Annotated in this window: 19 protein-coding genes; 11 read left to right on the top strand and 8 right to left on the bottom strand. The window is 73.5% G+C overall.

Annotation, left to right across the window (positions count from 1 at the left end):
- Positions 1-6: 6 nt before the first annotated feature.
- Both ABC795_RS13430 and ABC795_RS13425 read left to right on the top strand, forming a co-directional pair.
- Complete coding sequence (locus tag ABC795_RS13430) at positions 7-777, top strand: enoyl-CoA hydratase-related protein (protein ID WP_347057693.1); 771 nt, start codon at positions 7-9, stop codon at positions 775-777.
- A gap of 260 nt (positions 778-1037) precedes the next feature.
- Positions 1038-2363 (top strand): dicarboxylate/amino acid:cation symporter, encoded by a 1326-nt coding sequence (locus ABC795_RS13425; RefSeq protein ID WP_347057692.1) that lies wholly within the window; start codon positions 1038-1040, stop codon positions 2361-2363.
- 88 nt (positions 2364-2451) lie between these two features.
- Here ABC795_RS13425 and ABC795_RS13420 read toward each other — a convergent pair whose 3' ends face one another.
- Entirely contained in the window at positions 2452-3330 is an 879-nt protein-coding gene (locus tag ABC795_RS13420; protein WP_347057691.1) for a hypothetical protein, read from the bottom strand.
- Positions 3331-3607: 277 nt separating this feature from the next.
- Between ABC795_RS13420 and nucS the strand changes: the two genes are divergently transcribed.
- The 3 genes from nucS (at position 3608) to ABC795_RS13405 (ending at position 6443) form a co-directional block, all read left to right on the top strand.
- Entirely contained in the window at positions 3608-4279 is a 672-nt protein-coding gene (nucS, locus tag ABC795_RS13415) for an endonuclease NucS (protein WP_347057690.1), read from the top strand.
- 73 nt (positions 4280-4352) lie between these two features.
- On the top strand, positions 4353-6134 hold the full coding sequence (locus ABC795_RS13410) for a 3-hydroxybutyryl-CoA dehydrogenase (protein ID WP_347057689.1): 1782 nt from the start codon (positions 4353-4355) through the stop codon (positions 6132-6134).
- A gap of 3 nt (positions 6135-6137) precedes the next feature.
- Positions 6138-6443 carry a hypothetical protein gene (locus tag ABC795_RS13405; RefSeq protein ID WP_347057688.1) on the top strand — a complete coding sequence of 102 codons (306 nt, stop codon included), beginning with the start codon at positions 6138-6140 and terminating at the stop codon, positions 6441-6443.
- Between the two features lie 66 nt (positions 6444-6509).
- On the opposite strand, the gene ABC795_RS13400 is transcribed toward ABC795_RS13405, so the two are convergent.
- The 4 genes from ABC795_RS13400 to mce form a co-directional block, all read right to left on the bottom strand.
- On the bottom strand, positions 6510-7739 hold the full coding sequence (locus tag ABC795_RS13400; protein WP_347057687.1) for a class F sortase: 1230 nt from the start codon (positions 7737-7739) through the stop codon (positions 6510-6512).
- 68 nt (positions 7740-7807) lie between these two features.
- Positions 7808-9061 (bottom strand): hypothetical protein, encoded by a 1254-nt coding sequence (locus tag ABC795_RS13395; RefSeq protein WP_347057686.1) that lies wholly within the window; start codon positions 9059-9061, stop codon positions 7808-7810.
- 187 nt (positions 9062-9248) lie between these two features.
- Complete coding sequence (ccrA, locus tag ABC795_RS13390) at positions 9249-10580, bottom strand: crotonyl-CoA carboxylase/reductase (RefSeq protein WP_347057685.1); 1332 nt, start codon at positions 10578-10580, stop codon at positions 9249-9251.
- Between the two features lie 97 nt (positions 10581-10677).
- Positions 10678-11154: a methylmalonyl-CoA epimerase gene (gene mce, locus ABC795_RS13385; RefSeq protein ID WP_347057684.1), complete on the bottom strand. Its 477-nt coding sequence runs from the start codon at positions 11152-11154 to the stop codon at positions 10678-10680.
- A 229-nt stretch (positions 11155-11383) separates the two neighbouring features.
- Between mce and ABC795_RS13380 the strand changes: the two genes are divergently transcribed.
- From ABC795_RS13380 to ABC795_RS13355, 6 genes are all read left to right on the top strand, one after another.
- On the top strand, positions 11384-12574 hold the full coding sequence (locus ABC795_RS13380) for an acetyl-CoA C-acetyltransferase (protein WP_347057683.1): 1191 nt from the start codon (positions 11384-11386) through the stop codon (positions 12572-12574).
- Entirely contained in the window at positions 12571-13611 is a 1041-nt protein-coding gene (gene meaB, locus ABC795_RS13375) for a methylmalonyl Co-A mutase-associated GTPase MeaB (protein ID WP_347057682.1), read from the top strand. The genes ABC795_RS13380 and meaB overlap by 4 nt, the downstream gene beginning before the upstream one ends.
- 61 nt (positions 13612-13672) lie before the next feature.
- Positions 13673-15142 (top strand): NAD(P)/FAD-dependent oxidoreductase, encoded by a 1470-nt coding sequence (locus ABC795_RS13370; RefSeq protein ID WP_347057680.1) that lies wholly within the window; start codon positions 13673-13675, stop codon positions 15140-15142.
- A 541-nt stretch (positions 15143-15683) separates the two neighbouring features.
- Entirely contained in the window at positions 15684-16202 is a 519-nt protein-coding gene (locus ABC795_RS13365; RefSeq protein WP_347057678.1) for a MarR family transcriptional regulator, read from the top strand.
- Between the two features lie 39 nt (positions 16203-16241).
- Positions 16242-17921, top strand: a complete 1680-nt coding sequence (locus ABC795_RS13360) for a methylmalonyl-CoA mutase family protein (RefSeq protein ID WP_347057677.1) — start codon at positions 16242-16244, stop codon at positions 17919-17921.
- 112 nt (positions 17922-18033) lie between these two features.
- The gene (locus ABC795_RS13355) at positions 18034-18996 is read left to right on the top strand and encodes a tetratricopeptide repeat protein (protein ID WP_347057675.1); all 963 of its coding nucleotides are present in this window, start codon (positions 18034-18036) and stop codon (positions 18994-18996) included.
- Here ABC795_RS13355 and ABC795_RS13350 read toward each other — a convergent pair.
- The 3 genes from ABC795_RS13350 to glgB form a co-directional block, all read right to left on the bottom strand.
- Positions 18993-20378 (bottom strand): neutral zinc metallopeptidase, encoded by a 1386-nt coding sequence (locus ABC795_RS13350; protein WP_347057674.1) that lies wholly within the window; start codon positions 20376-20378, stop codon positions 18993-18995. The two genes, ABC795_RS13355 and ABC795_RS13350, sit on opposite strands and share 4 nt — an antisense overlap.
- A 45-nt stretch (positions 20379-20423) precedes the next feature.
- Positions 20424-21812, bottom strand: coding sequence for a neutral zinc metallopeptidase (locus tag ABC795_RS13345; protein ID WP_347057672.1), 1389 nt, complete (start codon positions 21810-21812; stop codon positions 20424-20426).
- A 134-nt stretch (positions 21813-21946) separates the two neighbouring features.
- A complete protein-coding gene (gene glgB, locus ABC795_RS13340) occupies positions 21947-24769 on the bottom strand; it encodes a 1,4-alpha-glucan branching protein GlgB (protein WP_347057671.1) in 2823 nt (940 codons plus the stop codon).
- Positions 24770-24819: the final 50 nt, after the last annotated feature.

The raw sequence follows: 24819 nt of genomic DNA, 5'->3' as shown, positions 1-24819 counted from the left end.
CGGTGCATGGCTGACGGTGCGCCCCGGATCGAGCGCGACGGCGACGTCGTCCGGATCACGATGACACGCGCGGCGAAGCGCAACGCCCTCTCCCGTGAGCACCTGACGCAGCTGCTCGCCGCCGTGACCGGGGCGGGGCGGAGCGACGCCGCGGGCATCGTGCTCGGCGCCGAGGGGCCGGTGTTCAGCGCCGGCCACGACTTCGCCGATGTCGCGGGCGCCCCGCTGCCGGAGGTCCGCAGCCTGCTGCGGCTGTGCACCGAGCTCATGCAGACGCTCCAGGACGTGCCGCAGGTCGTCGTCGCACGGGTGCACGCCCTGGCCACGGCCGCCGGCTGCCAGCTGGTGGCCTCCTGCGACCTCGCCGTCGCGGCGGAGTCGGCCGGCTTCGCCGCTCCTGGCGGCAAGGGCGGCTGGTTCTGCCACACGCCGATGGTCGCCATCGCCCGGAACGTCGGCCGCAAGCGGGCGATGGAGCTGGCGCTGACCGGCGACGTCATCGACGCGGCGACGGCGCTGGACTGGGGTCTGGTGAACCGGGTGGTGCCCGACGCCGACCTGGACACCGCCGTCGACGAGCTGATGGACCGGGCCACCCGTGGCTCCCGGGCGAGCAAGGCGTGGGGCAAGCAGACGATGTACGCCCAGCTGGACCGGCCCGAGCGGGATGCCTACGCGACCGCGATCGAGGTCATGGCCGCGGCCAGCCAACTGCCCGGTGCCCGCGAGGGCATGGCCTCGTTCCTGGACAAGCGGCGCCCCGTCTGGACCGACTGAAGGAGGACCCCGTCCGGCTCGCCCTTCGCAGCGCGGGGTGAGTTCCCGGACGGTGCCACGGGTGAAGCCGGCCACAGCCGGAATGCCCGGGCCCGCGGGAGTACTGATCTGCCCGTGCAGAACATGTGGGGGCTGACTCGGCGGCGGACCGTCGACTTCGGCCGCGTGACGGTGGACCGCTGTCGCGGCTGACGCCGCCTCCCGCCCGGTCATCCCTCACCCAGAACGGAAACACCCTCGTGCTCGCTCGTCTCCGCCGCGTGCCCTTCGCGGCCCAGGTACTGCTGGGTCTCGTGGTCGGCATCGCGCTCGGACTGGTCGCCCGCGACCTCGGCCCCGTGGCCGACGGATCGCCCAACTGGCTGACCAGCACCCTCCAGACCATCGGCAGCACCTTCGTCACGCTGTTGAAGACGCTCGTCCCGCCGCTGATCGTCACCGCGGTGATCGTCAGCATCGCCAACCTCAAGCAGGTCTCGAACGCTGCGCGCCTGGCCGGGCAGACCCTGCTGTGGTTCGCCATCACCGCGCTGATCGCCGTCGGCATCGGCATCACCCTCGGGCTGCTCACCGAGCCGGGTCGCAACAGCTCGGTCGACGCCGCGGCGCAGGAGGACCCGACCCGGACCGGCTCCTGGTTCGACTTCCTGGGCGGCATCGTCCCGGGCAACGTCTTCGGCCTGCAGTCGTCGGCCGAGGGGGACCTGTCGTTCAACGTCCTGCAGCTGATCGTCATCGCCGCGGCGACCGGCATCGCGGTGCTGAAGGTCGGTGAGGCGGCCGAGCCGTTCCTCGGTCTGGTCCGCTCCGCGCTGGCCGTCGTGCAGAAGGTGCTGTGGTGGGTCATCCTGCTGGCGCCGCTGGGCACCGTCGGCCTGATCGGCAACGCCGTCGCCAGCTACGGCTGGGAGTCCCTCGGCTCGCTCGGGGCCTTCGCCGGCGCCGTCTACGCCGGTCTGGCGCTGGTGCTGTTCGTCGTCTACCCGGTGCTCCTGCGGCTGCACGGACTCTCGCCGCTGCGGTGGTTCGCCGGTGCCTGGCCGGCCATCCAGCTGGCCTTCGTGTCACGCTCGTCCATCGGCACGCTGCCGGTGACCGAGCGGGTCACCGAGCAGAACCTGGGCGTTCCGCGGTCCTACGCCTCGTTCGCCGTCCCGCTGGGCGCGACGACGAAGATGGACGGCTGCGCGGCGATCTACCCCGCGCTCGCGGCGATCTTCGTCGCCCAGTTCTTCGGGGTGGACCTCGGCATCACCGACTACCTGCTCATCGTCCTGGTCTCGGTCGTCGGCTCGGCGGCCACCGCGGGCGTCACCGGTGCGGTCGTGATGCTGACCCTCACCCTCTCGACCCTTGGCCTGCCGCTGGCCGGCGTCGGTCTGCTGCTGGCCGTCGACCCGATCCTGGACATGGGGCGCACCGCGGTGAACGTCGCCGGTCAGGCGCTCGTGCCCACGATCGTGGCCAAGCGCGAGGGCATCCTCGACCTCGAGCGGTACCGCTCGACGAGGACGATCGACCCGCTCGCCCCGGTCGAGGACCGTGGCGGCGTCGACGCCGACCTGCGGGAGCCGGCCACCGCCTGAAGCACTCCCCGCCCCGTCACTCGCAGGCTCCCGCCGGGGCCCTGCAGGGGGCCGGGCCCGGACCTCGCCGGAAGGTCCGGGCCCGCCGTCATCCCGCGATCAGGTCCGCGCAGCCCGTCTCGTGGGGCAGCAGCGGCCGGAGGAGCACCGACCAGCGGGTCCCGTCGGGCGAGGTCCACGGGGTGGCCGCCGACGCCGACGCCGCGGCGTCCAGGACCGCCTGCGCCGCCTCCCCGTCCGCCGTCACGCAGGTGACCCCCGGGGCGACCGGCTCGCCGGGCAGCTCCGGACCGGGCCACGGTTGCTCCGGCTGGGCCGGCTCCACGTCGACGTACGGCGTCACCAGCGCGGCCACCGCCTCCGGTCGGTACGGCTCCGGCCCGGTGACCCGGTCGGTGCCCAGGGCGTCGGCCGGGTTCCGCAGCACGTCGACCAGCTCGGACAGCCGCGCCCGCGCGGCCGCCTGCTCCTCGGTGATACCGGTCTCGAGCTCCCGTCCGGGCGCCGAGCCCACCCCCAGGGCGTAGACCTCGCGGGTGACCAGCTCCCCGCCGGTGCGGACGGCGAACCGCGTGCTCGTCACGTCGGCGAGCGGGGGGCTGCCGAGGTCCCCGGTCTCCGCGACGCCGGCAGCCAGCGCCCGGTCGACGAGGTCGCGCACCCCGCCGTCGTCGAGCTGGTGGAGCTGCAGGTTCGGCAACGCGGGCGCCGGCCAGATGGCGATCACGGGGCCGTCGGTGATGAGCCGGCCGTCGGCGTACACCGTCGCGGTCGGCAGCCGGCCGGCGAGCATCGCCGGGGTGGTGAAGCCGCCGACCTCGCTGACCTGCAGGACGACGGCCGGGTCCGCCGGCGGGGGTGACGGCTCCGCCGGCTCGGCGGAGCCGCCGCCGGCGCCCGTGGCGCAGGCGCTCAGCAGCGGGAGCAGGGCCAGGAGGGGCACGGCGCGCAGCGGGCGAACGGGCATACGGGTATGACGGCGGTCCGGCCGGCCAGGTTCCGTCCGGTCCGGTAGCCCGCCTGCAGGACGTGCACCGCCGGGCGGGGCCGGTCGAACAGGTGGCCCCTGCCCGTGGCGCAGCCCGCGGGCGGGCAGCGCACTCCGATCGACGCCCACCAGCGGTGCTCCCGGCTCGGTTCCGCGAACGCGACCATCGCCCAGGTCATGCCCTGCCGGGCCGGACCGCCCTGCCCGCACGTCCCCGCGATGGCGTCCGGGCATCCGGCCGGTAGCGTCGGCGCCCGTGCGCCTGGTCATCGCCCGCTGCTCCGTCGACTACGTCGGTCGGCTCACCGCCCACCTGCCCCTGGCGACCCGCCTCCTGCTGGTCAAGGCCGACGGGTCGGTGTCGGTGCACGCCGACGACCGCGCGTACAAGCCGCTGAACTGGATGAGCCCGCCCTGCCGGCTGGAGGAGGACCTGACCGACGGCTCGGGCACGTGGACGGTCACCAACAAGGCCGGTGAGCAGCTGATCGTCAGCATCGAGGAGGTCCTGCACGACCACGCGCAGGAGCTCGGCACGGACCCGGGCCTGCAGAAGGACGGCGTCGAGGCGGAGCTGCAGCGGTTGCTCGCGCTGCACGTCGAGACCTTCGGGGCCGGCTGGTCGCTGGTGCGCCGGGAGTACCCGACGGCGATCGGGCCGGTGGACCTGCTCTGCCGCGACGCCTCCGGCGCGGTGGTGGCGGTGGAGATCAAGCGGCGCGGCGAGATCGACGGCGTGGAGCAGCTGACCCGCTATCTCGAGCTGCTCAACCGGGATCCGCTGCTCGCCCCGGTCAAGGGCGTCTTCGCCGCGCAGGAGATCAAGCCGCAGGCCCGGGTGCTCGCCCAGGACCGCGGCATCGACTGCCTCACCGTCGACTACGCCGTCCTCAAGGGCACCGACGACCCCACCCAGCGGCTCTTCTGAGGAGACCCCGTCCTCCCGCGGGCGGCGGGTGAGAGACTGCCCGCGATCACCGGCGGTGGGAGGAGATGGCAACGTGCCCAGGGAACTGAACGAGGTCGGCGTCGTGGGGCTGGGCACCATGGGTGCCGGCATCACCGAGGTGTTCGCACGGGCGGGCCTGTCGGTCACCGCCGTGGAGATCAGCGAGGAGGCGCTGGCCCGGGGCCGGAGCCACGTCGAGCAGTCCACCGACCGGGCCGTCGCCCGCGGCAAGCTCGATGCCGCCGAGCGCGACGCCATCTTCGAGCGCATCCGCTTTTCCACCTCGCTGGAGGACCTGGGCGACGTCGAGCTGGTCGTCGAGGCGGTGCCCGAGCGGATGGAGCTCAAGGCCGACCTCTTCGCGAAGCTGGACAAGATCTGCCCGCCGGACACCATCCTGGCGACGAACACCTCGAGCCTCTCGGTCACCGAGCTGTCGGTCGTCACCGGACGGCCGAGCAAGGTCATCGGGATGCACTTCTTCAACCCGGCGCCGGTCATGAAGCTGGTCGAGGTGGTGCGCACCGTCGTCACCGAGCCCTCGGTGGTCGAGGACGTCGAGGCGCTGGCCGAACGACTCGGCAAGGTCGACGTCACGATCGGCGACAAGGCGGGCTTCATCGCCAACGCGCTGCTGTTCGGCTACCTCAACCACGCCGTCTCGATGTACGAGAACCGGTACGCCAGCCGCGAGGACATCGACGCGGCGATGCGCCTGGGCTGCGGCCTGCCCATGGGCCCGCTGGCGCTCATGGACCTCATCGGCATCGACACCGCCTACGAGATCCTGGACACGATGTACAAGCAGTCGCGCGACCGGCTGCACGCGCCGAGCCCGATCATCAAGCAGATGATGACCGCGGGCCTGCTGGGCCGGAAGGTCGGCCGGGGGTTCTACACCTACGCCGCGGCCGGCTCCGCGGAGGTGGTCGCCGACGAGGCGACCCCCACCCCCGGCGGCGCGGCCGAGGGAGCCCGGCCGGTGCGGACCGTGGGCGTCGTCGGCTCCGGGACCATGGCCACCGGGATCATCGAGGTCGTCGCCAAGGGTGGCTACGACGTCGTCTTCGTGGCCCGTTCCGCCGAGAAGGTCGAGGCCGTCACCACGGCGGTCACCAAGTCGCTGGACAAGCAGGTCGTCCGCGGCCGGCTCGAGGAGAACGCCAGGGACGAGATCCTGGGCCGGGTCACCGGCACCACGTCGCTGGACGACCTCGCCGACCGCGACCTGGTCATCGAGGCCGTCGTCGAGTCGCTGCCGGTCAAGGAGGCGCTGTTCGCCAACCTGGGCGAGATCGCCAAGCCGGGGGCCGTGCTGGCCACGACGACGTCGAGCCTGCCGGTCATCGAGTGCGCCAAGGCCAGCGGCCGCCCGGCCGACGTGGTGGGCATGCACTTCTTCAACCCCGCGCAGGTCATGAAGCTGGTGGAGGTCGTCTCGACCATCTCCACCGCCCCGGACGTCGCGGCGACCATCCACGCGGTGTCGGAGCAGCTGGGGAAGCGCGCGGTCTCCTGCACCGACCGGGCCGGGTTCATCGTGAACGCCCTGCTCTTCCCGTACCTGAACGACGCGGTGAAGATGCTGGAGGCGCACTACGCCACGGCCGACGACATCGACGCCGCGATGAAGGTCGGCTGCGGCTACCCCATGGGGCCCTTCGAGCTGCTCGACGTCGTCGGCCTGGACGTCTCGCTGGCGATCGAGAAGGAGCTCTACACCGAGTTCCGCGAGCCGGGGTTCGCGCCGGCGCCGCTGCTCGAGCACCTGGTCACCGCCGGTTACCTCGGCCGGAAGACCGGTCGTGGTTTCCGGGACTACGTCAGCCGCTGACGGGTGCCCCGTCGCCGTCCACGGACCGGGTCGCGTTCCTCGGGGCGCGACCCGGTCCGTCGTCCCGAGCAGGTCGAGGAGGCGTCCGACGGCGACTGGGTCGTCCGGGCGATCACCGGGGCGGCCACGGGCAAGACCTACCGCTGCCCCGGCTGCGACCAGGAGATCCGCCCCGGGACGCCGCACGTGGTCAGCTGGCCCGCCTACGCCCGGGACTCCGACCTCGACGCCTGGGACGTCGACTCCGCCGCGGACCTGCGGCGGCACTGGCACACCGCCTGCTGGCGCTCGCGCGCCCGGCGACGCTGACGAGGGACCGAGCACTCCCGCCACCCCCGCGGGCTCGCGTCAGGCCCTCGGCGGATGGCCGTTCCCTCAGGTCACGAGCTCCGCGGACACCACCACGTTGTCGCGGTAGCTGCCCCGCTCGGCGGCGAACGGCCCACCGCAGGTGATGAGCCGGAGCTCGGCCCCCGTGGTGGGGGCGTAGACCACGGACCCGGGGAAGCCCGTCTTGGCGTAACGGTCGACGGCGGTCACCCGGAACCGGGCCGTCGTGCCGTCGGCCCGCTCCACCCGGACCTCGTCGCCAGGGGCGACCTCCGCGAGACCGCCGAGGGCGCCCGGGCGACCGGCCCAGTCCACGTGGCCGGTGAGGACCGCCGGGCCGGGCGCGCCCGGGAGCGGGCCGCCGGTGAACCAGCCGGTCAGCGCCGGGTCCGCCGGTGGGACGAGCGCGCCGTCGCCGTCCAGCCCGGCGCCGACGACGGCGGTGTCGATGCCGGCGGCCGGCACCCGCAGCCGCACCGGGGCGGCTGCCTGCACCGGAGCCGGATCCGGTGCCGCGGCGGCCAGGACGGCGAGAACGTGCGGCAGCCAGCTCACGGCGGGTCCCGGTCCGCCACCGGCCTCGACGCCGCCCGCAGGGGGCGTCGCCGGCCCGGTGGCGTCCACGACCGTGCGCAGCTCGATACCGCCGCCGGGCCGGTCGAGGGCCAGCAGCGTGCGGACGGAGCCGGCCGGCAGATCCAGCGCGACGGCCGTGTCCGCGCCGGGCATCCCGACCCGGTACCCCCCGCCGGGCACCGTGACCGGCGGCCCGGCACCTGGGAAGCGCAGATCCGCAGCGAGCGGCGAGCCGTCGTCCAGCACCACGTCGATCGAGGGCAGCGAGGCGGCCGCGGCGAGCACCCGGACCCGCGCGGTGCCCGGGGGAGGGGCGCTCAGGTCGTCGGGGAAGGACGCCAGCGACAGCCGGGCGAAGGACCCGGCGAGCGCCACGGTCGACGCCTGACCGGCGGCCACCTCGACGCGGGCGGAGAGCGCCGGTGGCGCGGTGTCCGGGGCGCCGGCAGCGCGGACGCTGACCGCGTACGCACCGGGCGGCAGCTCCGCGTAGCTGCCTACGTCGCCGTACCGGAGCCCCGCCGCCACGACGGGACCCGGTTCGGTGAGCACCTCCCCGGCCGGTGCGGCAGCGGTCAGGGAGACGTCCACCGCCGGGCTGTCGGGGGACAGGTGCGCGACCCGCAGCAGCCCGGCCGCCGGCTCCTCGGCCAGGGCGCGGCCCGGGATGCCGAGGACGGCGCCGAACACGACGAGCACGAGGGCCAGGACGGCCGACAGCCCGCGCCCTGGTCGGACGCGGGCTGTCGCGAGGTGGCGCGTGGAGTTCAGGAGCGCCCCTGGCCGACCGGCTCGTCGATCGACTGGGTGGTGGCCGGCTGGGGAGCCGTGGTGGCGCCGGTGGGCGCGGGCCGCGGCGGCATGGGCAGCTGCCGGGTGGTGGTCTCCCCGGAGCGGTGGGCGGCGGGGAACGTGGCGGTCACCGGGTCGGTGCGCGTGGGCTGGCGGGCCGCGGCGGCCTCGCCCTCCCCACGGGTGACCTGGACGGCCGGCTGCTGGGCGGTCTGCGGCCGGGCGACCGGTGCCGGCGACTGAGCAGCGGGCGCCGGCTGACCCGCGGGGGCCGGCTGGGGGCCCGGGCTGGGCGAGGCCGGCGCCGCGGAAGCGGGCTGCTGCGCGGCGGGCCGCTGGGGGACCTGCTGCTCCGGCGAGGTCTCCCGCGCGGCGGGCGCGGCCGGCTGGGGGCGCCGCCCGGTGCCGGCGTGGTCGCGGGACTGCTGGGGGCGGTCACCGAGGTCGGGCAGGTCGTCCAGCAGCCGGCGGGCCTGGACCAGCCGGCTGGTCAGCTCGTCGCGGACCTCGCGGATCGCCTCGGCGCGGGCCTCGGCATCGGCGACCAGCTGGGCCGCGTGCTGCTCGGCCCCGGCGATCCGCTGGCGCGCGGCCTGGACCGAGACGCGCTCGCGATCCTCCTCGGCCCGGGCGGCCTCCGCGCGGCGGGCGCGCTGCGCGATCTCGAAGTCCTCCTCGACCTTGGCGCGGCGGGCCTGCGACTCGGCGTCGAGCCGGGCCACCCGCTCCTGCGCCTTGGCGACCAGCTCGTCGGCCCGGATCTGGGCCTTCTGCGCGATCTGCTCGGCGCTGTGCCGGGCCTCGGCGATCATGCGCTCGACCTCGGCCTGCCCGGCGGCGTGGCGCTCGAGCAGCGCCCGCTCCTCGGCGGCGGTCTGCTCGCGGACGGCCATCGCGTCGTTCTCGGCGGCGCGGCGGATCTCGCCCGCCTCCTCCTCGGCGAGCTGCAGCATGTGCTGGATGCGCTCGCTGATGTTCTCGAACGTGGGCGCCGACGCCGTCGCGGCCTTGCGGCGCAGCGACTCGATCTCGCCGTGCAGGGCCGACAGCTGGCCGGCCAGGTCCGCCGTCCGGGCGGCGGCGGCATCACGGTCGGCCAGCGCGATGCGGAAGTCGGCCTCCAGCCGCTCGATCGTCTCGGCGACCTGGCCGCGGTCGTACCCCCGCAGCACCACGTCGAACGAGTGCTGGGCCTCGTGCATCGGCAGATCGTGGCGGGGGTCGCTCATACGTCCATCCTCGCAGAAGGGGAAGGGCCCGTCACCGGTCCCGCGGAGTCCAATCCCAGGCGCCCCGGAGGCCCCTGGCGCCACGCGCCGGACATGCGCCCGGGGCCGGACCGCGACTGCGGTCCGGCCCCGGGGTGGCCCGGTCCGGGGACTCGCCCCGAGCGTGCGAAAGGTGAGGGGGCCTCTGTCAGAGCCCGCGGAAGCGGTTGATGGCCTCGAGGTGCTTGGCGCGCTTCTCGGCGTTCTTCACGCCCAGGCCCTCCTCGGGGGCGAGGGTCAGGACGCCGACCTTGCCCTGGTGGGCGTTGCGGTGGACGTCGAGGGCGGCCTGGCCGACGTCAGCCATCGGGTAGACCTTGGAGAGCGTCGGGTGGATAAGCCCCTTGTCGATGAGCCGGTTGGCCTCCCACGCCTCCTTGTAGTTGGCGAAGTGCGAGCTGACGATCCGCTTGAGGTTCATCCAGAGGTAGCGGTTGTCGTACTCGTGCATGTAGCCGGTGGTGGAGGCGCAGGTGACGATCGTGCCGCCCTTCTTGGCGACGTAGACGCTGGCGCCGAACGTCTCCCGGCCGGGGTGCTCGAAGACGATGTCGACGTCGTCGCCGCCGGTCAGCTCACGGATCTTCTTGCCCAGGCGCTGCCACTCCTTGGGGTCCTGGGTGGTCTCGTCCTTCCAGAACTGGTAGCCCTCCGCGGAACGGTCGATGACCAGCTCGGCGCCCATCTTGCGGACGATCTCGGCCTTCTCCGGGTTGCTCACGACGCACACCGGGATCGCACCGCCGTTGAGCGCCATCTGGGTGGCGTAGGAGCCCAGACCGCCGGAGGCGCCCCAGATCAGCACGGTGTCGCCCTGCTTCATGGCGGCACCGTTCCTGCTCACCAGCTGGCGGTAGGCGGTGGAGTTGACCAGCCCGGGGCTGGCCGCCTCCTCCCAGGACAGGTGGGCCGGCTTGGGCATGAGCTGGTTGCTCTTGACCAGCGCGAGCTCGGCGAGCCCGCCGAAGTTGGTCTCGAAGCCCCAGATGCGCTGCTGGGGGTCCATCATCGTGTCGTCGTGGCCGGCCGGGTCCTCGAGCTCCACCGAGAGGCAGTGCGCCACGACCTCGTCGCCCGCCTTCCACTTGTTGACGCCCGGGCCCACGCGCAGCACGACGCCGGCCAGGTCGGAGCCGACGACGTGGTAGGGCAGGTCGTGCCGCTTGGTGAGCTCGGACACCCGGCCGTAGCGCTCCAGGAAGCCGAACGTCGAGACCGGCTCGAAGATCGACGTCCACACGGTGTTGTAGTTCACCGAGGACGCCATGACGGCGACGATCGCCTCGCCCGGGCCGAGCTCGGGGGTCGCGACCTCCTCGACGTGCAGCGACTTGCGGGGGTCCTTGTCCTTCGTGGACAGGCCCACGAACATGTCCTGCTCGTCCTTGCGGACGAGCACGGCGCGGTAGGACTCCGGCACTGCCAGACTCCCCAGCGCGTCCAGCTGGTCGGCGAGGATGGCGTCCCTGATCTCGTTCACGCGTACTCCCGGGTCATCGGTGGCCGTCGTCGGCCGGCTCGGAGGGCGGTGCGGGTGCGCAGAGGTTACCGGTGGGTAACAGCGGAGGTGCGGCCGGTCAGTGGGCGGGGGCGGCGGCGGGCTCGACGAGCTCCACCAGGACGCCGCCGGCGTCCTTCGGGTGGATGAAGTTCACCCGGCTGTCCGACGTCCCGCGCTTGGGGACGTCGTAGAGCAGGCGCAGGCCGCGCTCGCGCAGCGTCGCGCTGACCGCCTCGACGTCGTCGACCCGGAAGGCCAGCTGCTGCAGGCCGGGCCCGGAGCGGCCGATGAACTTGGCGATCGTCGACTCCGGGGTGAGCGGCGCGAGCAGCTGGATCCGGGTGTCGCCGGTGCCGACGGCGAGCATCGCCTCGCGGACGCCCTGCTCCTCGTTGGTCTCCTCGTGCACCGACTGCACGCCGAAGGCCTGCGCGTAGAAGGCGATGGCCTCGTCCAGGTCGGGGACGGCGATGCCGACGTGGTCGATGGTGGTGAACAGCCCCGCGGGCAGCCCGGCGGGAGTGCTGGTGCGATGGGCGTCGTTGGTGGTCACGCGGGCATGATGCCGCCAAGACGTCTGAGACGACAGGTCGGGGTGGCCGGGGTCACCCCAGGGCCGTGACGCCCACCATAGATGTCGCCCTGCCGCGCGTCGGAGTGCCGTCCTATCCTTCCGGGAAGGCCCGGCGCCGCCCCTGGTCGTGACCTGCCCGGTCGCGGTCGACCGCGGTGCGTCCCGACAACGTGGTCGCCACCGGCGGCGGCCCGGCACTGGAGGCAGCATGTCCCGCTCGGTCATCGTCAGCGGCGCCCGCACCCCGATGGGGCGGCTGCTCGGCTCCCTCAAGGACTTCTCCGCGGCCGACCTCGGCGGCGTCGCCATCAAGGCCGCCCTCGAGCGCGCCGGCATCTCCGGCGACCAGGTCGACTACGTGATCATGGGCCAGGTCATCCAGGCCGGCGCCGGCCAGAACCCGGCCCGCCCGGCCGCGGTCGCCGGCGGCATCCCCATGTCGGTGCCGTCCTTCACGCTCAACAAGGTCTGCCTCTCCGGCCTCGACGCGATCGCGCTGGCCGACCAGTTGATCCGCGCCGGGGAGTTCGACGTCGTCGTCGCCGGTGGCATGGAGTCCATGACCCAGGCGCCGCACCTGCTCGCCGGCTCGCGCACCGGCACGAAGTACGGCGACACCAAGCTCATCGACTCGATGGCGCACGACGGCCTCTCGGACACCTTCGACCAGGTGGCCATGGGCGTGCTCACCGAGCAGGCCAACAGCCGCTACGACCTGACGCGCGAGGAGCAGGACGAGTTCGCCGCCGCCAGCCACCAGAAGGCCGCGCGCGCCGCCAAGGACGGGATCTTCGACGAGGAGATCACCCCGGTCCTCATCCCGCAGCGCAAGGGCGACCCGATCGAGTTCCGCGAGGACGAGGGCATCCGCCCCGACACCACCGCGGAGAGCCTCTCCAAGCTGAAGCCGGCGTTCGCCAAGGACGGGACGATCACCGCCGGCAGCGCCTCGCAGATCTCCGACGGCGCCTGCGCGGTCGTCGTCATGAGCGCCGAGAAGGCCGCCGAGCTCGGCTGCACCGTGCTCGCCGAGATCGGTGCGCACGGCGTCGTCGCCGGGCCCGACGCCACGCTGCAGAGCCAGCCGTCGCGGGCGATCCAGAAGGCCTGCGAGCGGGAGGGCATCGACCCGCAGTCACTCGACCTGGTGGAGCTGAACGAGGCCTTCGCCGCCGTGGGCATCGTGTCCACCCGTGAGCTCGGGATCGACCCGGAGAAGGTGAACCCCAACGGTGGCGCCATCGCCCTGGGGCACCCGGTCGGCATGAGCGGCGCCCGGATCGTGCTGGACCTGGCGCTCGAGCTGCGCCGTCGGGGTGGCGGTATCGGCGCCGCCGCGCTGTGCGGTGGCGGCGGTCAGGGCGACGCGCTGATCCTGCACGTCCCCGCGAAGGCGTGAGCGGGCCCCCGGAGGGGACTGCGGTCCAGGCGTCCACCCCCGTCCCCTCCGGGCCCCGACCCACCCGCCGCTCCCGGCGTTCGGTCGACGTCCCGACGCTGGTGGAGCGCGCGCGGGAGGGCGACGCGCGCTCGGTGGCGCGGCTGATCTCCCTGGTGGAGGACGCCAGCCCCGCCCTGCGCGAGGTCGCCGCGGCGCTGTCCCCGCACACCGGCCACGCCCAGGTGATCGGGCTGACCGGCTCCCCGGGGGTGGGCAAGTCCACCTCGACGACGGCGCTGGTGCGGGCACTGCGGCAGGCGGGCAAGCGGGTCGGGGTGCTCGCGGTCGACCCGTCGTCGCCGTTCTCCGGTGGCGCCCTGCTCGGGGACCGGGTCCGGATGCAGGACCACGCCGGGGACGGCGGCGTCTTCATCCGCTCCATGGCCTCCCGCGGTCACCTCGGCGGGCTCTCGTGGGCCACCCCGCAGGCGTTGCGCGTGCTCGACGCCGCCGGCTGCGACGTGGTGCTGATCGAGACCGTCGGCGTCGGGCAGTCGGAGCTGGAGATCGCCTCGCTCGCCGACACCACGCTGGTCCTCGTCGCCCCCGGGATGGGCGACGGCATCCAGGCGGCGAAGGCCGGGATCCTCGAGGTCGCCGACGTCTTCGTCGTCAACAAGGCCGATCGGGACGGCGCGGACCAGACCGTGCGCGACCTGCGCTACATGCTCTCCCTCGGCGGCCGGCACTCCGAGGCCGGCCAGTGGCGGCCGCCCATCTGCCGCACGGTCGCCGCCCGGGACACCGACAACGGGATCGACGACGTGCTGGCGAGGATCGAGGAGCACCGGCAGTGGCTGGAGTCCTCCGGTGAGGGCCACCGTCGTCGCAGCGAGCGGGCCGCCCGCGAGATCGAGGCGATCGCACTGGGGACGTTGCGGGAGCGGATGGGCGACGTGCGCGGATCGGCCGCGCTGGGCGCGCTCGCCGACAAGGTGGTCGACGGCGGGACCGATCCCTACCGCGCCGCCGACGAGCTGCTCGGCCAGTTGTAGGCGTTGATCGGGCAGGTCGCGCCAGGTGCGGCCAGGATGGACGGGTGAACGGGCTGCGGCATTGAACGGCAAGGCGGACGCTGTCGTCGTCGGAGCGGGACCCAACGGGCTGGCGGCGGCGCTGCGCCTGTCCGCCGCGGGCCTGCGCGTGCAGGTGGTGGAAGCGGCGGAGCGCCCCGGCGGCGGCCTGCGCACCGAGGAGCTCATGCGCCCGGGCTACCACCACGACGTCTGCTCGATCGTGCAGCCGATGGCCGCCGCGGCGCCGTTCTTCCGGGAGTTCGACCCGGAGAGCCGCGGTGTGCGCCTGGTGCACCCGGAGATCAACTTCGCGCATCCGCTCGACGGCGGGCGCGCGGCGGTGTCGGTCCGGTCACTGGAGGAGACGGCGGTGGGGCTGGGCGCGGACGCGGACGCCTACCGCCGGCTGTTCGGGCCGCTGGTGGAGCACGGGACCGACGTCGTCGACTTCTTCCTGACCAGCCGGCTGCGGCGGCTGCCGACGCGCAGCGTGCCGCAGATCGCCACGTTCGGCCTCGCCGGCCTGCCCAACGTGCGCTGGCTGGCGCAGCGGCACTTCGACAGCGAGGAGGCCCGGGCGCTGCTCGGGGGCGCGGCCGCGCACGGCATGCTCGACCTCAGCCAGCCGCTGACCTCCGCGCTGGGCATGCTGCTCACGATGTTGTCCCACCACGTCGGGTGGCCGCTGATCGAGGGCGGGTCGCAGCGGCTCGCCGACGCGATGGTGACCGCGCTCGAGGAGCAGGGCGGCGAGGTGGTCACCGGCCACCACGTCACCGACCTGCGCGAGTTCGACGGCGTCCCGGCCGTGCTGCTCGACACCACCCCGCGGGCCTTCGTCGCGATGGCCGGCGACCGGGTGCACGAAGGCTACCGCCGCTGGGTGTCCCGGTACCGCCACGGCGCGGGCGTCTTCAAGATCGACTGGATCCTGTCCGAACCGGTGCCGTGGACCAACCCCGATGTCCGACGGGCCGGCACCGTCCACGTCGCCGGCAACCTGGACGAGACCATCGCCGGTGAGCGTGCCCCCAACCGCGGGGAGATTCCCGACCGTCCGTACGTGCTCGCAGTGCAGCCCACGGTGCCCGATCCCACCCGCGCACCGGAAGGCGGGCACATCCTCTGGGCCTACGTCCACGTGCCGCACGGTGCCGACGTCGACATGACCGACGCCATCGAGCGGCAGATCGAGCGCTTCGCCCCCGGATTCCGCGACACGGTGCTCGAGCGGTACACGAAGAACGCGGTGGCGATGGAGGAGTGGAACCCCAGCTACCCCGGTGGGGACATCTCCAACGGCCAGGCGACGCTGCGGCAGATGCTGGCCCGTCCGGTGCCCCGGTGGAACACGTACAAGACGCCGGTGTCTGGCGTCTACCTCGCCTCGGCGGCGACCCCGCCCGGTCCCGCCGTGCACGGCGCGTGCGGGGACAACGCCGCCCAGGTCGCGCTGCGCGAGGTGTTCGGCATCCGGCACCTCCCGCCGCTGCGCCCCACCCTCCGCTGACCCGGGCCGCCGCCGAGGGGCACGCCGTGCGTTCGGTGACGTCGTCGGGGTGCAGCGCACGCCGGTTCACGCGGATGCCGGCGACAGGACCGACCCCCGAGCTCCGGGGAATGGTGCACTCGTCGTCGTCGTCGGGCGTGGCGAGGCCGACTCCCCACAGCACCGCTGCGGTTCGCCCGCAGGCCACCGCGCCGGGGACGAGGAGTCTCGTGGCGGCTCCAGCGCGGAGCTCATGGGTGAGGTCGAGCGACGCGCAGGCGTAGACGTCGGGGAAGACCCGCCGCCACGCCGAGCTCTGCACCTGGTGCCGGGTCAGCAGCCCGGCGCGCACCGCGGCGGAGCCACGGAAGACGATGGCCTGGAGACGGGGGTGGACGCACCGGAGGTCTGGGCACGACCGGACCCTGGCCTACCGCGGGGGGCTGCCCGGTCGTCGTCCACAGATCCGCGCCGAGATGGGCTGGGAACCACCTTCGCCGACGGGTGATACCGGTCCGCTGGCCATCTCGGCACGGCGAAGTGGCCCGGTAGCGTGCCGCTCATGGTCCGACCGCTGGGGTTGCCCTTCGACCCGATCGAGCGGGCCGGGGAGACGTGGGAGCAGCGCTTCGGCCCGGCGTCGGCCATGCGCGCGGCGACGTCGGTCTTCCGGGTGCAGCAGATCCTGCTCGCCCGCTTCGACGAGGTGCTCAGGCCGCACGGGCTGACCTTCGCCCGGTACGAGGTGCTCGTGCTGCTCACCTTCAGCCGCAGCGGCGAGCTCCCGCTGAAGGTCATCGGCAGCCGGCTGATGGTGCACCCGACCAGCGTCACCAACGCGATCGACCGCCTGGTGGCCGCGGGCTACGTGGACCGGCGGCCGAACCCGGCCGACGGCCGCGGGGTGCTGGCGGCGATCACCGACCGCGGGCGCGCGGTGGTCGAGGTGGCGACCACGGCGCTCACGGCCGTGGAGTTCGGGCTGGCCGAGCTCTCCGAGGCGGAGCGGGAGCAGCTGTTCGGCACGCTGCGGAAGGTGCGGCTGGGCGCCGGGGACGTCGCCGGAGATCGAGCCGGGTGACGGTCGACACACGATAGTTGGACGTCCTAGCATCTGGTCATGTCCCAGGACGCGCGGCAGCGGTGGCAGCAGCGGTACGAGGCGGCGCTCGCGGCGGGGCGGGTGCGGAACGCCGACTTCACCACCCTCTCGGGCGTCGAGGTCGATCCGGTGTACGGCCCGGCCGACGAGAGCGCCGTCGAGAACTTCGAGCGCATCGGCTACCCGGGGGAGTTCCCCTTCACCCGGGGGTTGCACGCCACCGGCTACCGCGGGCGGGCGTGGACGATCCGCCAGTTCGCGGGCTTCGGCAACGCGAAGCAGACCAACGAGCGCTACAAGATGATCCTGGCCGAGGGCGGCGGCGGGCTGTCGGTCGCGTTCGACATGCCCACCCTCATGGGCCGCGACTCCGACGATCCCCGCAGCCTCGGCGAGGTCGGGCACTGCGGCGTCGCCATCGACTCCGCGGTGGACATGGATGAGCTCTTCGACGGCATCGACCTCGAGGCGACGACGACGTCGATGACCATCAGCGGCCCCGCCGTCCCGGTGTTCTGCATGTACCTGGCCGCCGCCGAGCGCCAGGGCGCCGACATCGGCCGCCTCAACGGCACGCTGCAGACCGACATCTTCAAGGAGTACATCGCGCAGAAGGAGTGGCTCTTCCCGCCCGAGCCGCACCTGCGCCTGATCGGCGACCTCATGGAGTACTGCGCCGAGCACGTCCCGGCGTACAAGCCGATCAGCGTCTCGGGCTACCACATCCGCGAGGCGGGCTCGACCGCCGCGCAGGAGCTGGCGTACACGCTGGCCGACGGCTTCGCCTACGTGGAGCTGGGCCTCTCCCGCGGCCTGGACATCGAGCAGTTCGCACCCGGGCTGTCCTTCTTCTTCGACGCGCACATCGACTTCTTCGAGGAGATCGCGAAGTTCCGTGCCGCGCGCCGGATCTGGGCCCGCTGGCTGCGCGACGTGTACGGGGCGACGACGGAGAAGGCGCAGCAGCTGCGCTTCCACACCCAGACGGCGGGGGTGTCGCTCACCGCCCAGCAGCCGGACAACAACATCACCCGGACCGCGGTGGAGGCGCTGGCCGCCGTGCTCGGCGGCACCCAGAGCCTGCACACGAATGCCCTCGACGAGGTGCTCGCGCTGCCGAGCGCGAAGGCGGCGCAGATCGCCCTGCGCACCCAGCAGGTCATCGCCGAGGAGACCGGGGTGGTCAACGTCGCGGACCCGCTAGGCGGGTCGTGGTACGTCGAGGCGCTCACCGACGACATCGAGCGGCAGGCCGAGGAGATCTTCGCCCGCATCCGCGACATGGGCACCGACGGCACGATGACCTCCGGGGTCCTGCGGGGCATCGAGGACGGGTGGTTCACCGGGGAGATCGCCGAGGCCGCGTTCGCGTACCAGCGGGCCCTGGAGAAGGGCGACAAGAAGGTCGTCGGCGTCAACACGCTGGTCGGTTCGGTGGACGCCCACGACAAGCTGGAGATCCTGCGGGTCAGCCACCAGGTCGAGATCGACCAGAAGGCCGAGCTCGCGGGCCGTCGGCAGCAGCGGGACGACGCCGCCGCCCGCGCCGCGGTCGAGCGGATGGTCGAGGTCGCCCGCACGGACGCGAACATGGTGCCGGCGATGCTCGACGCCGCGCGGGCCGAAGCCTCCCTCGGGGAGATCTGCGACGCGCTGCGCACCGAATGGGGCGGCTACACCGAGCCCGCGCGGTTCTGAGCGGGCCTCGTCGCGGCGCCCGGAGGCTCCCCGGGTGGCGCAACGGATGTGCTCGACCCAGGCCGCGACGGCCCCTGGCTGCGGTGTCGACCGGTAGGGAGACAATAGGTACATGCAGCCGACCCGTCCAGGACGTCCCGACCCGCGCACGCAGGCCCAGCAGGCCCAGATGGCGGCCGCGATGGCCGGTGCGGTCGACCTCGCCGCGGTCAAGGCGCGGTCCGAGGCGGCCGCCCGGGCGCAGGCGGCCCCGCCGCCGAGCGCCGCAGCACCGGCCGGTGCGCCGGGGGGCGCCGTCGTCGACGTCACCGAGGCGACCTTCCAGGCCGAGGTCCTCGACCGGTCGTTCCAGGTGCCGGTGGTGCTGGACCTGTGGGCAGAGTGGTGCGGGCCGTGCAAGCAGCTCTCCCCGGTGCTCGAGGCGCTCGCCGTCGAGGGCGGCGGCTCCTGGGTGCTCGCCAAGGTCGACGTCGAGGCCAACCCGGCGCTGGCCCAGGGGCTGCGGGTGCAGGGCATCCCCGCCGTCAAGGCGGTCTGGCAGGGGCAGCTCGTCGCCGAGTTCACCGGTGCGATCCCCGAGGAGCAGGCGCGCCAGTTCGTCAGCGAGCTGGTGCAGGCGACCACCGGCGGGGCCGTTCCCGGTGCGGCGCCGGAGGAGGAGTCGGAGGACCCGCGCCTGGACGCCGCCGAGGCCGCGCTCGAGCGCGGTGACCTGGCCGCCGCCGAAGCCGCCTACCAGGCCATCCTCGCCGAGGAGCCCGACCACGCCGACGCGGCGCTGGCGCTGCGCCAGGTGCAGCTCTTCCGGCGGGCCGAGGAGGCCGGCCCCGACGCGCTGGCCGCCGCCGACGCTGCTCCGGACGACGTCGCCGCGCAGACCCGCGCCGCGGACTTCCTGCTCGGCACGGGCAACATCGAGGCGGCCTTCGACCGGCTGCTCGACGTGGTCCGGCGCACCGCCGGTGAGGACCGGGACGCGGCGCGCAGGCACCTGGTGGAGCTGTTCGCCGTGGTGGGCGACCAGGACCCGCGGGTGAACCAGGCCCGGCGCCAGCTCACCGCCGCGCTGTTCTAGGCCGCGACGTCGCAGGCGGCGGCGCCCTCCACGAATCCTCCCCGGAAGACGTCCACCAGCTGGAAGCCCGACAGCTGGGCGGCGCCCAGGACCTGCTCCTCGACGCCGTAGGTGAGCAGGAAGAGCACGCTCTCGTCGATGTCCCCGGGTGAGACCTCCGTCCCCGGCACCGCGCCCCGGTTGACCTCCGCACTGAACCAGCCGGTGAGGCACACCGCCGAACGGATCGCATCCGGATCGGCCGGGTCCAGGCCCAGCTGGTCGCGGGCGCCCAGCGCATAGGGGATGGAGATCGCCGTCGCGACGGCGAAGTCGCCCAGCCGGTACGCCTCCCTGGTGAGGCCCTCGTCGAAGCCGACCACGTTGCCGTCGGCGCAGTAGACGAGGTCGCGGTCGGCCGGTGCACAGCCGGGCGCACGGCCGGCGAAGGGCTCGAGCGGGGGAGCGTCGAACCGCCCGCCGAAGTCCTCGGCGAACACCCGCTCCCAGAACGCCGGCAGGGCGCTGTCGACCAGGCTGACCAGCTGGTCGTAGGGCAGGTTGCCCTGCCGGCGGAAGTCGTCGTCCCGGGTGAACTGGCTCTGGGTGAACACCCGCTCGGGCCCGAACTCGTCGCGGCAGGCGACCGCCCCGGCGTCGAAGCCCTCCTGGAAGGCGGAGACGCGGTCGAAGTAGGAGCCGTGGGCGGACTGCTGCGCAGTGCCCGTGCCCACCGGGTCGCGGAGCAGGAAGTAGCCGCGCAGCAGGTCGTCGAGATCGGCCTCCTCCATCTCCGAGCGCTCGGCGTTCCCGGCGGCGACCCAGGCGGTCCACGCGCCGGCGAGGCAGTCCGCCTGCGTCTCGATGGCGATCGAGGCCGAGGGGGCACCGACCCGGCCCTGCACCGCGTGCCCGAACTCGTGCGCCATCACCAGCGCGGGCAGGAATCGGCCGTACCCGGAGGCGAGCTCGGCGAGGAAGGCGCGGTCGTAGGTGATCGAGTCGGAGTTCGGTCGCTGCCCGTCCAGGCAGTAGAAGGCGTTGTCCTCCACCTCCCGGGGGTCGGCGCCGCAGCCGACGCCGTCCGGGTACTGCCGGGGGTCGAGGTCGCCGGGATCGACGCTGAAGTAGCCACCCTGCAACGGCTGGAACGCGGTGCCGAACACCTCGGGGAGCTCCCCGGCCCAGAAGACCTCCAGGTCGGCGAGCGCGTCGGAGGCGAGCACGTCGACCTCCTCCGCCGTGGCGCCGACGACGGGGGAGTTCCCGCCCGGGACCGTCTCCGGGCCCGGCCCGGACGAGCGCGGCGGTTCCAGCACCACGACGCCGCAGCCGGTCAGGACGCCGGTGGCCAGCACCGCGACGAGGGCGGCCAGCAGACGGGTCCCGCGTCGCCGAGGCATGCTGTCTGGATCACCGTCGCCGGGCGGTCGCAAACGCCGCGCGGGTCAGCCGCCGAGCTCGCAGGCCTCTCCGCCGTCGAGGAAGCCGGTCCGGAAGGCGCCCACCAGCTCGAAGCCCGACGTGTCGACGTCCGGGAAGACCCGGTCGTCGACGCCGTACTGCAGCAGGAACTGCACGGCCTCGTCCAGGTCGCCGGGGCTGATCTCGGCCTCGAGCAGCTCGCCGAAGGCGTCGTCGTACCACTGGGCCTCGTACCAGCCGGTGAGGCAGACCGCCGACCACATCGCCGCGCCGTCGTCGACCGACAGGCCGGCTTGGTCGCGCACCGCCAGGGCGTAGGGCAGCGCCATGGCGGTGGCCAGCGCGAAGTCGCCGATCTCGTCGTAGGCGGGCACCGCGAGCTCGCTCTCGTCGATGTAGACGGTCCGGTCGTCCCGGCAGTAGCCCAGGTCGCGGTCCTCGAGCCCCGCGCAGTCGGGCGCATCCCCCTGGAAGCCGGCGACCTCGGGGGCGTCGAACTCGCTGCCCAGCGCATCGGGGAAGACCTCGCCCCAGAAGGCGGGCAGCGTCGTCCCCACCCACGTCACGATGTCGTCGAATGCGGCGTTGCCCTGGTCGAGGTCGGTCGGCTGGAACTCGGCCGCGGTGAACAGCCGGTCCTCGCCGAAGGCGTCGCGGCAGGTGGCCAGGCCGGTGTCGAAGCCGTCGTAGAACGCCGAGACCCGGTCGAAGTAGGAGCCGTGCGCCTCGACGTCGTCGGGGTCGCTGCCGACGTCGTCGCGCAGCAGCAGGAACCCGCGGACGACGTCGTCGAGCTCGGGTTCGCGCAGGGACAGGTGGCGGGACCCGCCGTCGGCGACCCAGCGCGTCCACGCCCCGGCCAGGCAGTCGGCCTGGGTCTCGTCCTGGATGCTGCGGCCGGACGCGGCGAAGCCGAAGCGGCCCTGCATGGCGTGCCCGAACTCGTGGGCCATGACCACGGGGACGAGAAGGCGGCCGTGGTCGTCGGAGAGCTCCTGCAGCAGCGAGCGGTCGTAGGCGATGACGTCGCAGACGGGGTCGTAGAAGGCGTTTCCGGCCACGTCCTCGGGTGGGGTGGACGAGTCCTCGCAGCCGATGCCGGTCTCCGGGTAGGCGCTCTCGTCGAGGTCTGCGGAGTCCACCGAGAAGTAGCCCGCCAGCGGGGTGTACTCCCCGCCGAAGTGCGCCGGATAGGCCTGCGTCCAGAACGCCTCCAGGTCGGCCAGCGCGTTCCGGGCGAACTGGTCGATGGGGTCCTCGCTGACCCCGGTGACGGGCAAGTGCTGGGCGGGGACGTCGACCGGCTCACCGGGCCCGGGGGAGGCCTGGCCGCGGACCGTGCCGGTGGCGCAGCCGGTGAGCACCAGTCCCGCGACGACCACGGGGGTCATCCGGTGCAGCAGCGGCCTCATCCCGGCGCTTCCTCCACGTGCCCGGCAGGTGCCCACCCGGCCGGGCGCGCGCCGCACAGCATGCCTGGTGCACCGGACGACCGGCGGCACTCCGGCCGAACCGGAGCGGCGCGGCCGGAGGAGGCGACGGGCGATCAGTCCTCGTGCAGGAACCAGACGGTGCCGAGGGGCGGAGCGGAGATGGTCGCCGAGTACGGCTGACCGTGCCACGGCTCGGCCACCGCCTCCACACCGCCGTAGTTGCCGACCCCCGAGCCGCCGTAGCCCTCGGCGTCGGAGTTGAGGACCTCCCGCCACTGCCCGGGCCGGGGCAGGCCGATCCGGTACTCGTGGTGGGGGCTGCCGGAGAAGTTGACGACGCAGGCCAGCGCCGACCCCTGCGGCGCGGCCGGCTCGACGGCGCCGGCCGCGCCGACCGCCTCGGCGTCGGCGGCGGTGCTCGCCGCCGCCTGCGGTGCGGCTCCGTAGCGGAGGAACGACAGCACGTTCCCCGAGGCGTCGTTGGCGTCGATCCACTGGAAGCCGGTGGGATCGACGTCGAGGGACCACAGGGCGTCGAACTCCCTGTAGCGCCCGTTGAGATCGGTCACCAGCTGCAGGACGCCGCGGTGCGCCGGGTCGTCGAGGTGCCACCAGTCGAGCGAGCGGCTCTCGGCCCACTCGGAGTCCTGCGCGAACTCCGAACCCATGAACAGCAGCTGCTTTCCGGGGTGGGCCCACATGTACGCCAGGTAGGCGCGCAGGTTCGCCAGCTGCTGCCACCGGTCGCCGGGCATCTTCCGCAACATGGAGCCCTTGCCGTAGACGACCTCGTCGTGGCTGATCGGCAGGACGTAGTTCTCGCTGTAGGCGTAGTGCATCGAGAACGTGAGCTGGCCGTGGTGGTAGCTGCGGTAGACCGGCTCCCGCTCGGCGTAGGCCAGCGAGTCGTGCATCCAGCCCATGTTCCACTTGAAGCCGAAGCCCAGGCCGCCGAGGTGCGTGGGCCGGGTGACGCCCGGCCAGGCGGTGGACTCCTCGGCGATCGTGACCACGCCGGGGACCTCGCGGTAGACGGTGGCGTTGAACTCCTGCAGGAAGGCCACCGCCTCCAGGTTCTCCCGGCCGCCGTACTTGTTCGGCAGCCACTCGTCGCGGGAGTAGTCCAGGTAGAGCATCGAGGCCACGGCGTCGACGCGGATGCCGTCGACGTGGAACTCCTTGGCCCAGAACAGCGCGTTGGCGACCAGGAAGTTGCGGACCTCGGACCGGCCGAAGTCGAAGACGTAGGTGCCCCAGTCCAGCTGCTCGCCCCGGCGCGGGTCGCCGTGCTCGTACAGCGGCGTTCCGTCGAAGCGGGCCAGCGCCCACTCGTCCTTGGGGAAGTGCGCGGGCACCCAGTCGACGATGACGCCGATCCCGGCCTGGTGGGCGCGGTCGATCAGGTACCGCAGGTCGTCCGGGCTGCCGAAGCGCGAGGTGGGGGCGTAGTAGGAGGTGACCTGGTAGCCCCAGGAGCCGCCGAAGGGGTGCTCGGCCAGCGGCATGAACTCGATGTGGGTGAAGCCGGCGGAGACGACGTAGTCGACGAGCTCGTCGGCGAGCTCCCGGTAGGAGAGCCCCTGGCGCCAGGACCCGGCGTGCACCTCGTAGATGCTCATGGGCCGCTGGTGCCACCCCGCCTCGGCGCGGGTGGCCAGCCAGGCGTCATCCTTCCACTGGTAGGAGGACTCGGTGACCACGGAGGCGTTCAGCGGTGGCACCTCGGTGGCGAACGCCAGCGGGTCGGACTTCTCCCGCCACGTGCCGTCGGCGCCGAGGACGTGGTAGCGGTACCGGACACCGGCCTGCACACCGGGGATGAAGATCTCCCAGACGCCGGAGGACCCCAGGTGCCGCATCGGGTACGCGCGGGCCTGCCAGTAGTCGAAGTCGCCGGTCACCTTGACGCCGCGGGCGTTGGGCGCCCAGACGGCGAAGGAGACGCCCTCCACCGAGCCGCGGGGTGTCTCGTAGCGCCGGACGTGTGCGCCGAGCACCTCCCAGAGGCGTTCGTGCCGGCCCTCGCGGATGAGGTGCTCGTCGAGCGGGCCGAGCGTGGGCAGCCAGCGGAAGGGGTCGTCGACGGTGTGCGTGGTGGTGCCGCCCGAGCCGTCCCCGTAGACCACCTCGATGCGGTAGTCGCCGGGCTGGCGGGGGAGGCGCGCTTCGTAGATCTCCCCGCCGTGCAGTCGGACGGCGTCGTAGCGGCTGCCGTCCTCGTCCAGGACGGCGACGGCGACGGCGTCCGGACGCAGCGTGCGCACCGCCCAGCCGCTCTCGGTGCGGTGGGCGCCGAGGATGCGGTGCGGATCGCGGGACCAGCCCTCGACGATCGCCCGCAGGTCCTCGTCGGTGAAGGTCTGGATCGTGACGTCCTCGGCCGCACCGGCGGTGGTGCCGCCGGACAGCCCGGAGGCCTGGGCGGGCGCCTGGGGGGTGGGCGGCGTGGCCGGGTCGGGGTCGGGCGCCTCCGGCTGCCCGGCCGGTGCGCCGGACGGGGAGCCGGGCTGGGCGACGGGCGCGGGGGACACCACCGGGTTGACCGTGGTCTCGGTGTCGTCGCCGCCGGGTTCCGGGGTGGCCTCGGTGGCCGTGGGAGCGGCTGCGGACTTCTTCGCCGTCGACCGCTTCGCGGCGGTCACGGGGGTGTCCGAGGCCGCCGCGTTCCGGGCCGGGGCCCGCTTCGCCGGAGACTTCTTCGCGGGCGCCTTCTTGGCCGCCGCCTTCTTGGCCGGCGGTGCGTCCGCGGCGTCGGTCGTGCCCGCATCGGCGGCCGTCTTCTTCGCGGCGGTGCGCCGGGTCGCCTTCTTCACCGGCTCGGCGTTGACCACCGGGCCGGCGCCGTTGGCCTCGGCCTCGGCCACCCTCTCTTCCACGGCGCGCTGCAGATCGTCCTTGCCGGCCACGTGGCTCTCGCCTCGGTCGTCGGTCGTCATCGTCTCGCCGTCCTCGTCCGTTCTCGGTGCTCTGGTCCGTCGGTTCGGGA

This window comes from Blastococcus sp. HT6-30 (assembly GCF_039729015.1).
GTDB lineage: Bacteria > Actinomycetota > Actinomycetes > Mycobacteriales > Geodermatophilaceae > Blastococcus.
The sequence above is the reverse complement of the archived record's forward strand: the minus strand, read 5'-3'. Positions and strand labels throughout refer to the sequence as shown.

Coding starts and splice junctions, on each gene's coding strand:
- ABC795_RS13430 (WP_347057693.1), top strand. CDS start 7: ATGGCTGACGGTGCGCCCCGGATCGAGCGCGACGGCGACGTCGTCCGG.
- ABC795_RS13355 (WP_347057675.1), top strand. CDS start 18,034: ATGCAGCCGACCCGTCCAGGACGTCCCGACCCGCGCACGCAGGCCCAG.
- ABC795_RS13365 (WP_347057678.1), top strand. CDS start 15,684: ATGGTCCGACCGCTGGGGTTGCCCTTCGACCCGATCGAGCGGGCCGGG.
- ABC795_RS13420 (WP_347057691.1), bottom strand. CDS start 3,330: ATGCCCGTTCGCCCGCTGCGCGCCGTGCCCCTCCTGGCCCTGCTCCCG.
- ABC795_RS13380 (WP_347057683.1), top strand. CDS start 11,384: ATGTCCCGCTCGGTCATCGTCAGCGGCGCCCGCACCCCGATGGGGCGG.
- ABC795_RS13360 (WP_347057677.1), top strand. CDS start 16,242: ATGTCCCAGGACGCGCGGCAGCGGTGGCAGCAGCGGTACGAGGCGGCG.
- ABC795_RS13395 (WP_347057686.1), bottom strand. CDS start 9,061: ATGAGCGACCCCCGCCACGATCTGCCGATGCACGAGGCCCAGCACTCG.
- glgB (WP_347057671.1), bottom strand. CDS start 24,769: ATGACGACCGACGACCGAGGCGAGAGCCACGTGGCCGGCAAGGACGAT.
- ABC795_RS13345 (WP_347057672.1), bottom strand. CDS start 21,812: ATGAGGCCGCTGCTGCACCGGATGACCCCCGTGGTCGTCGCGGGACTG.
- ABC795_RS13350 (WP_347057674.1), bottom strand. CDS start 20,378: ATGCCTCGGCGACGCGGGACCCGTCTGCTGGCCGCCCTCGTCGCGGTG.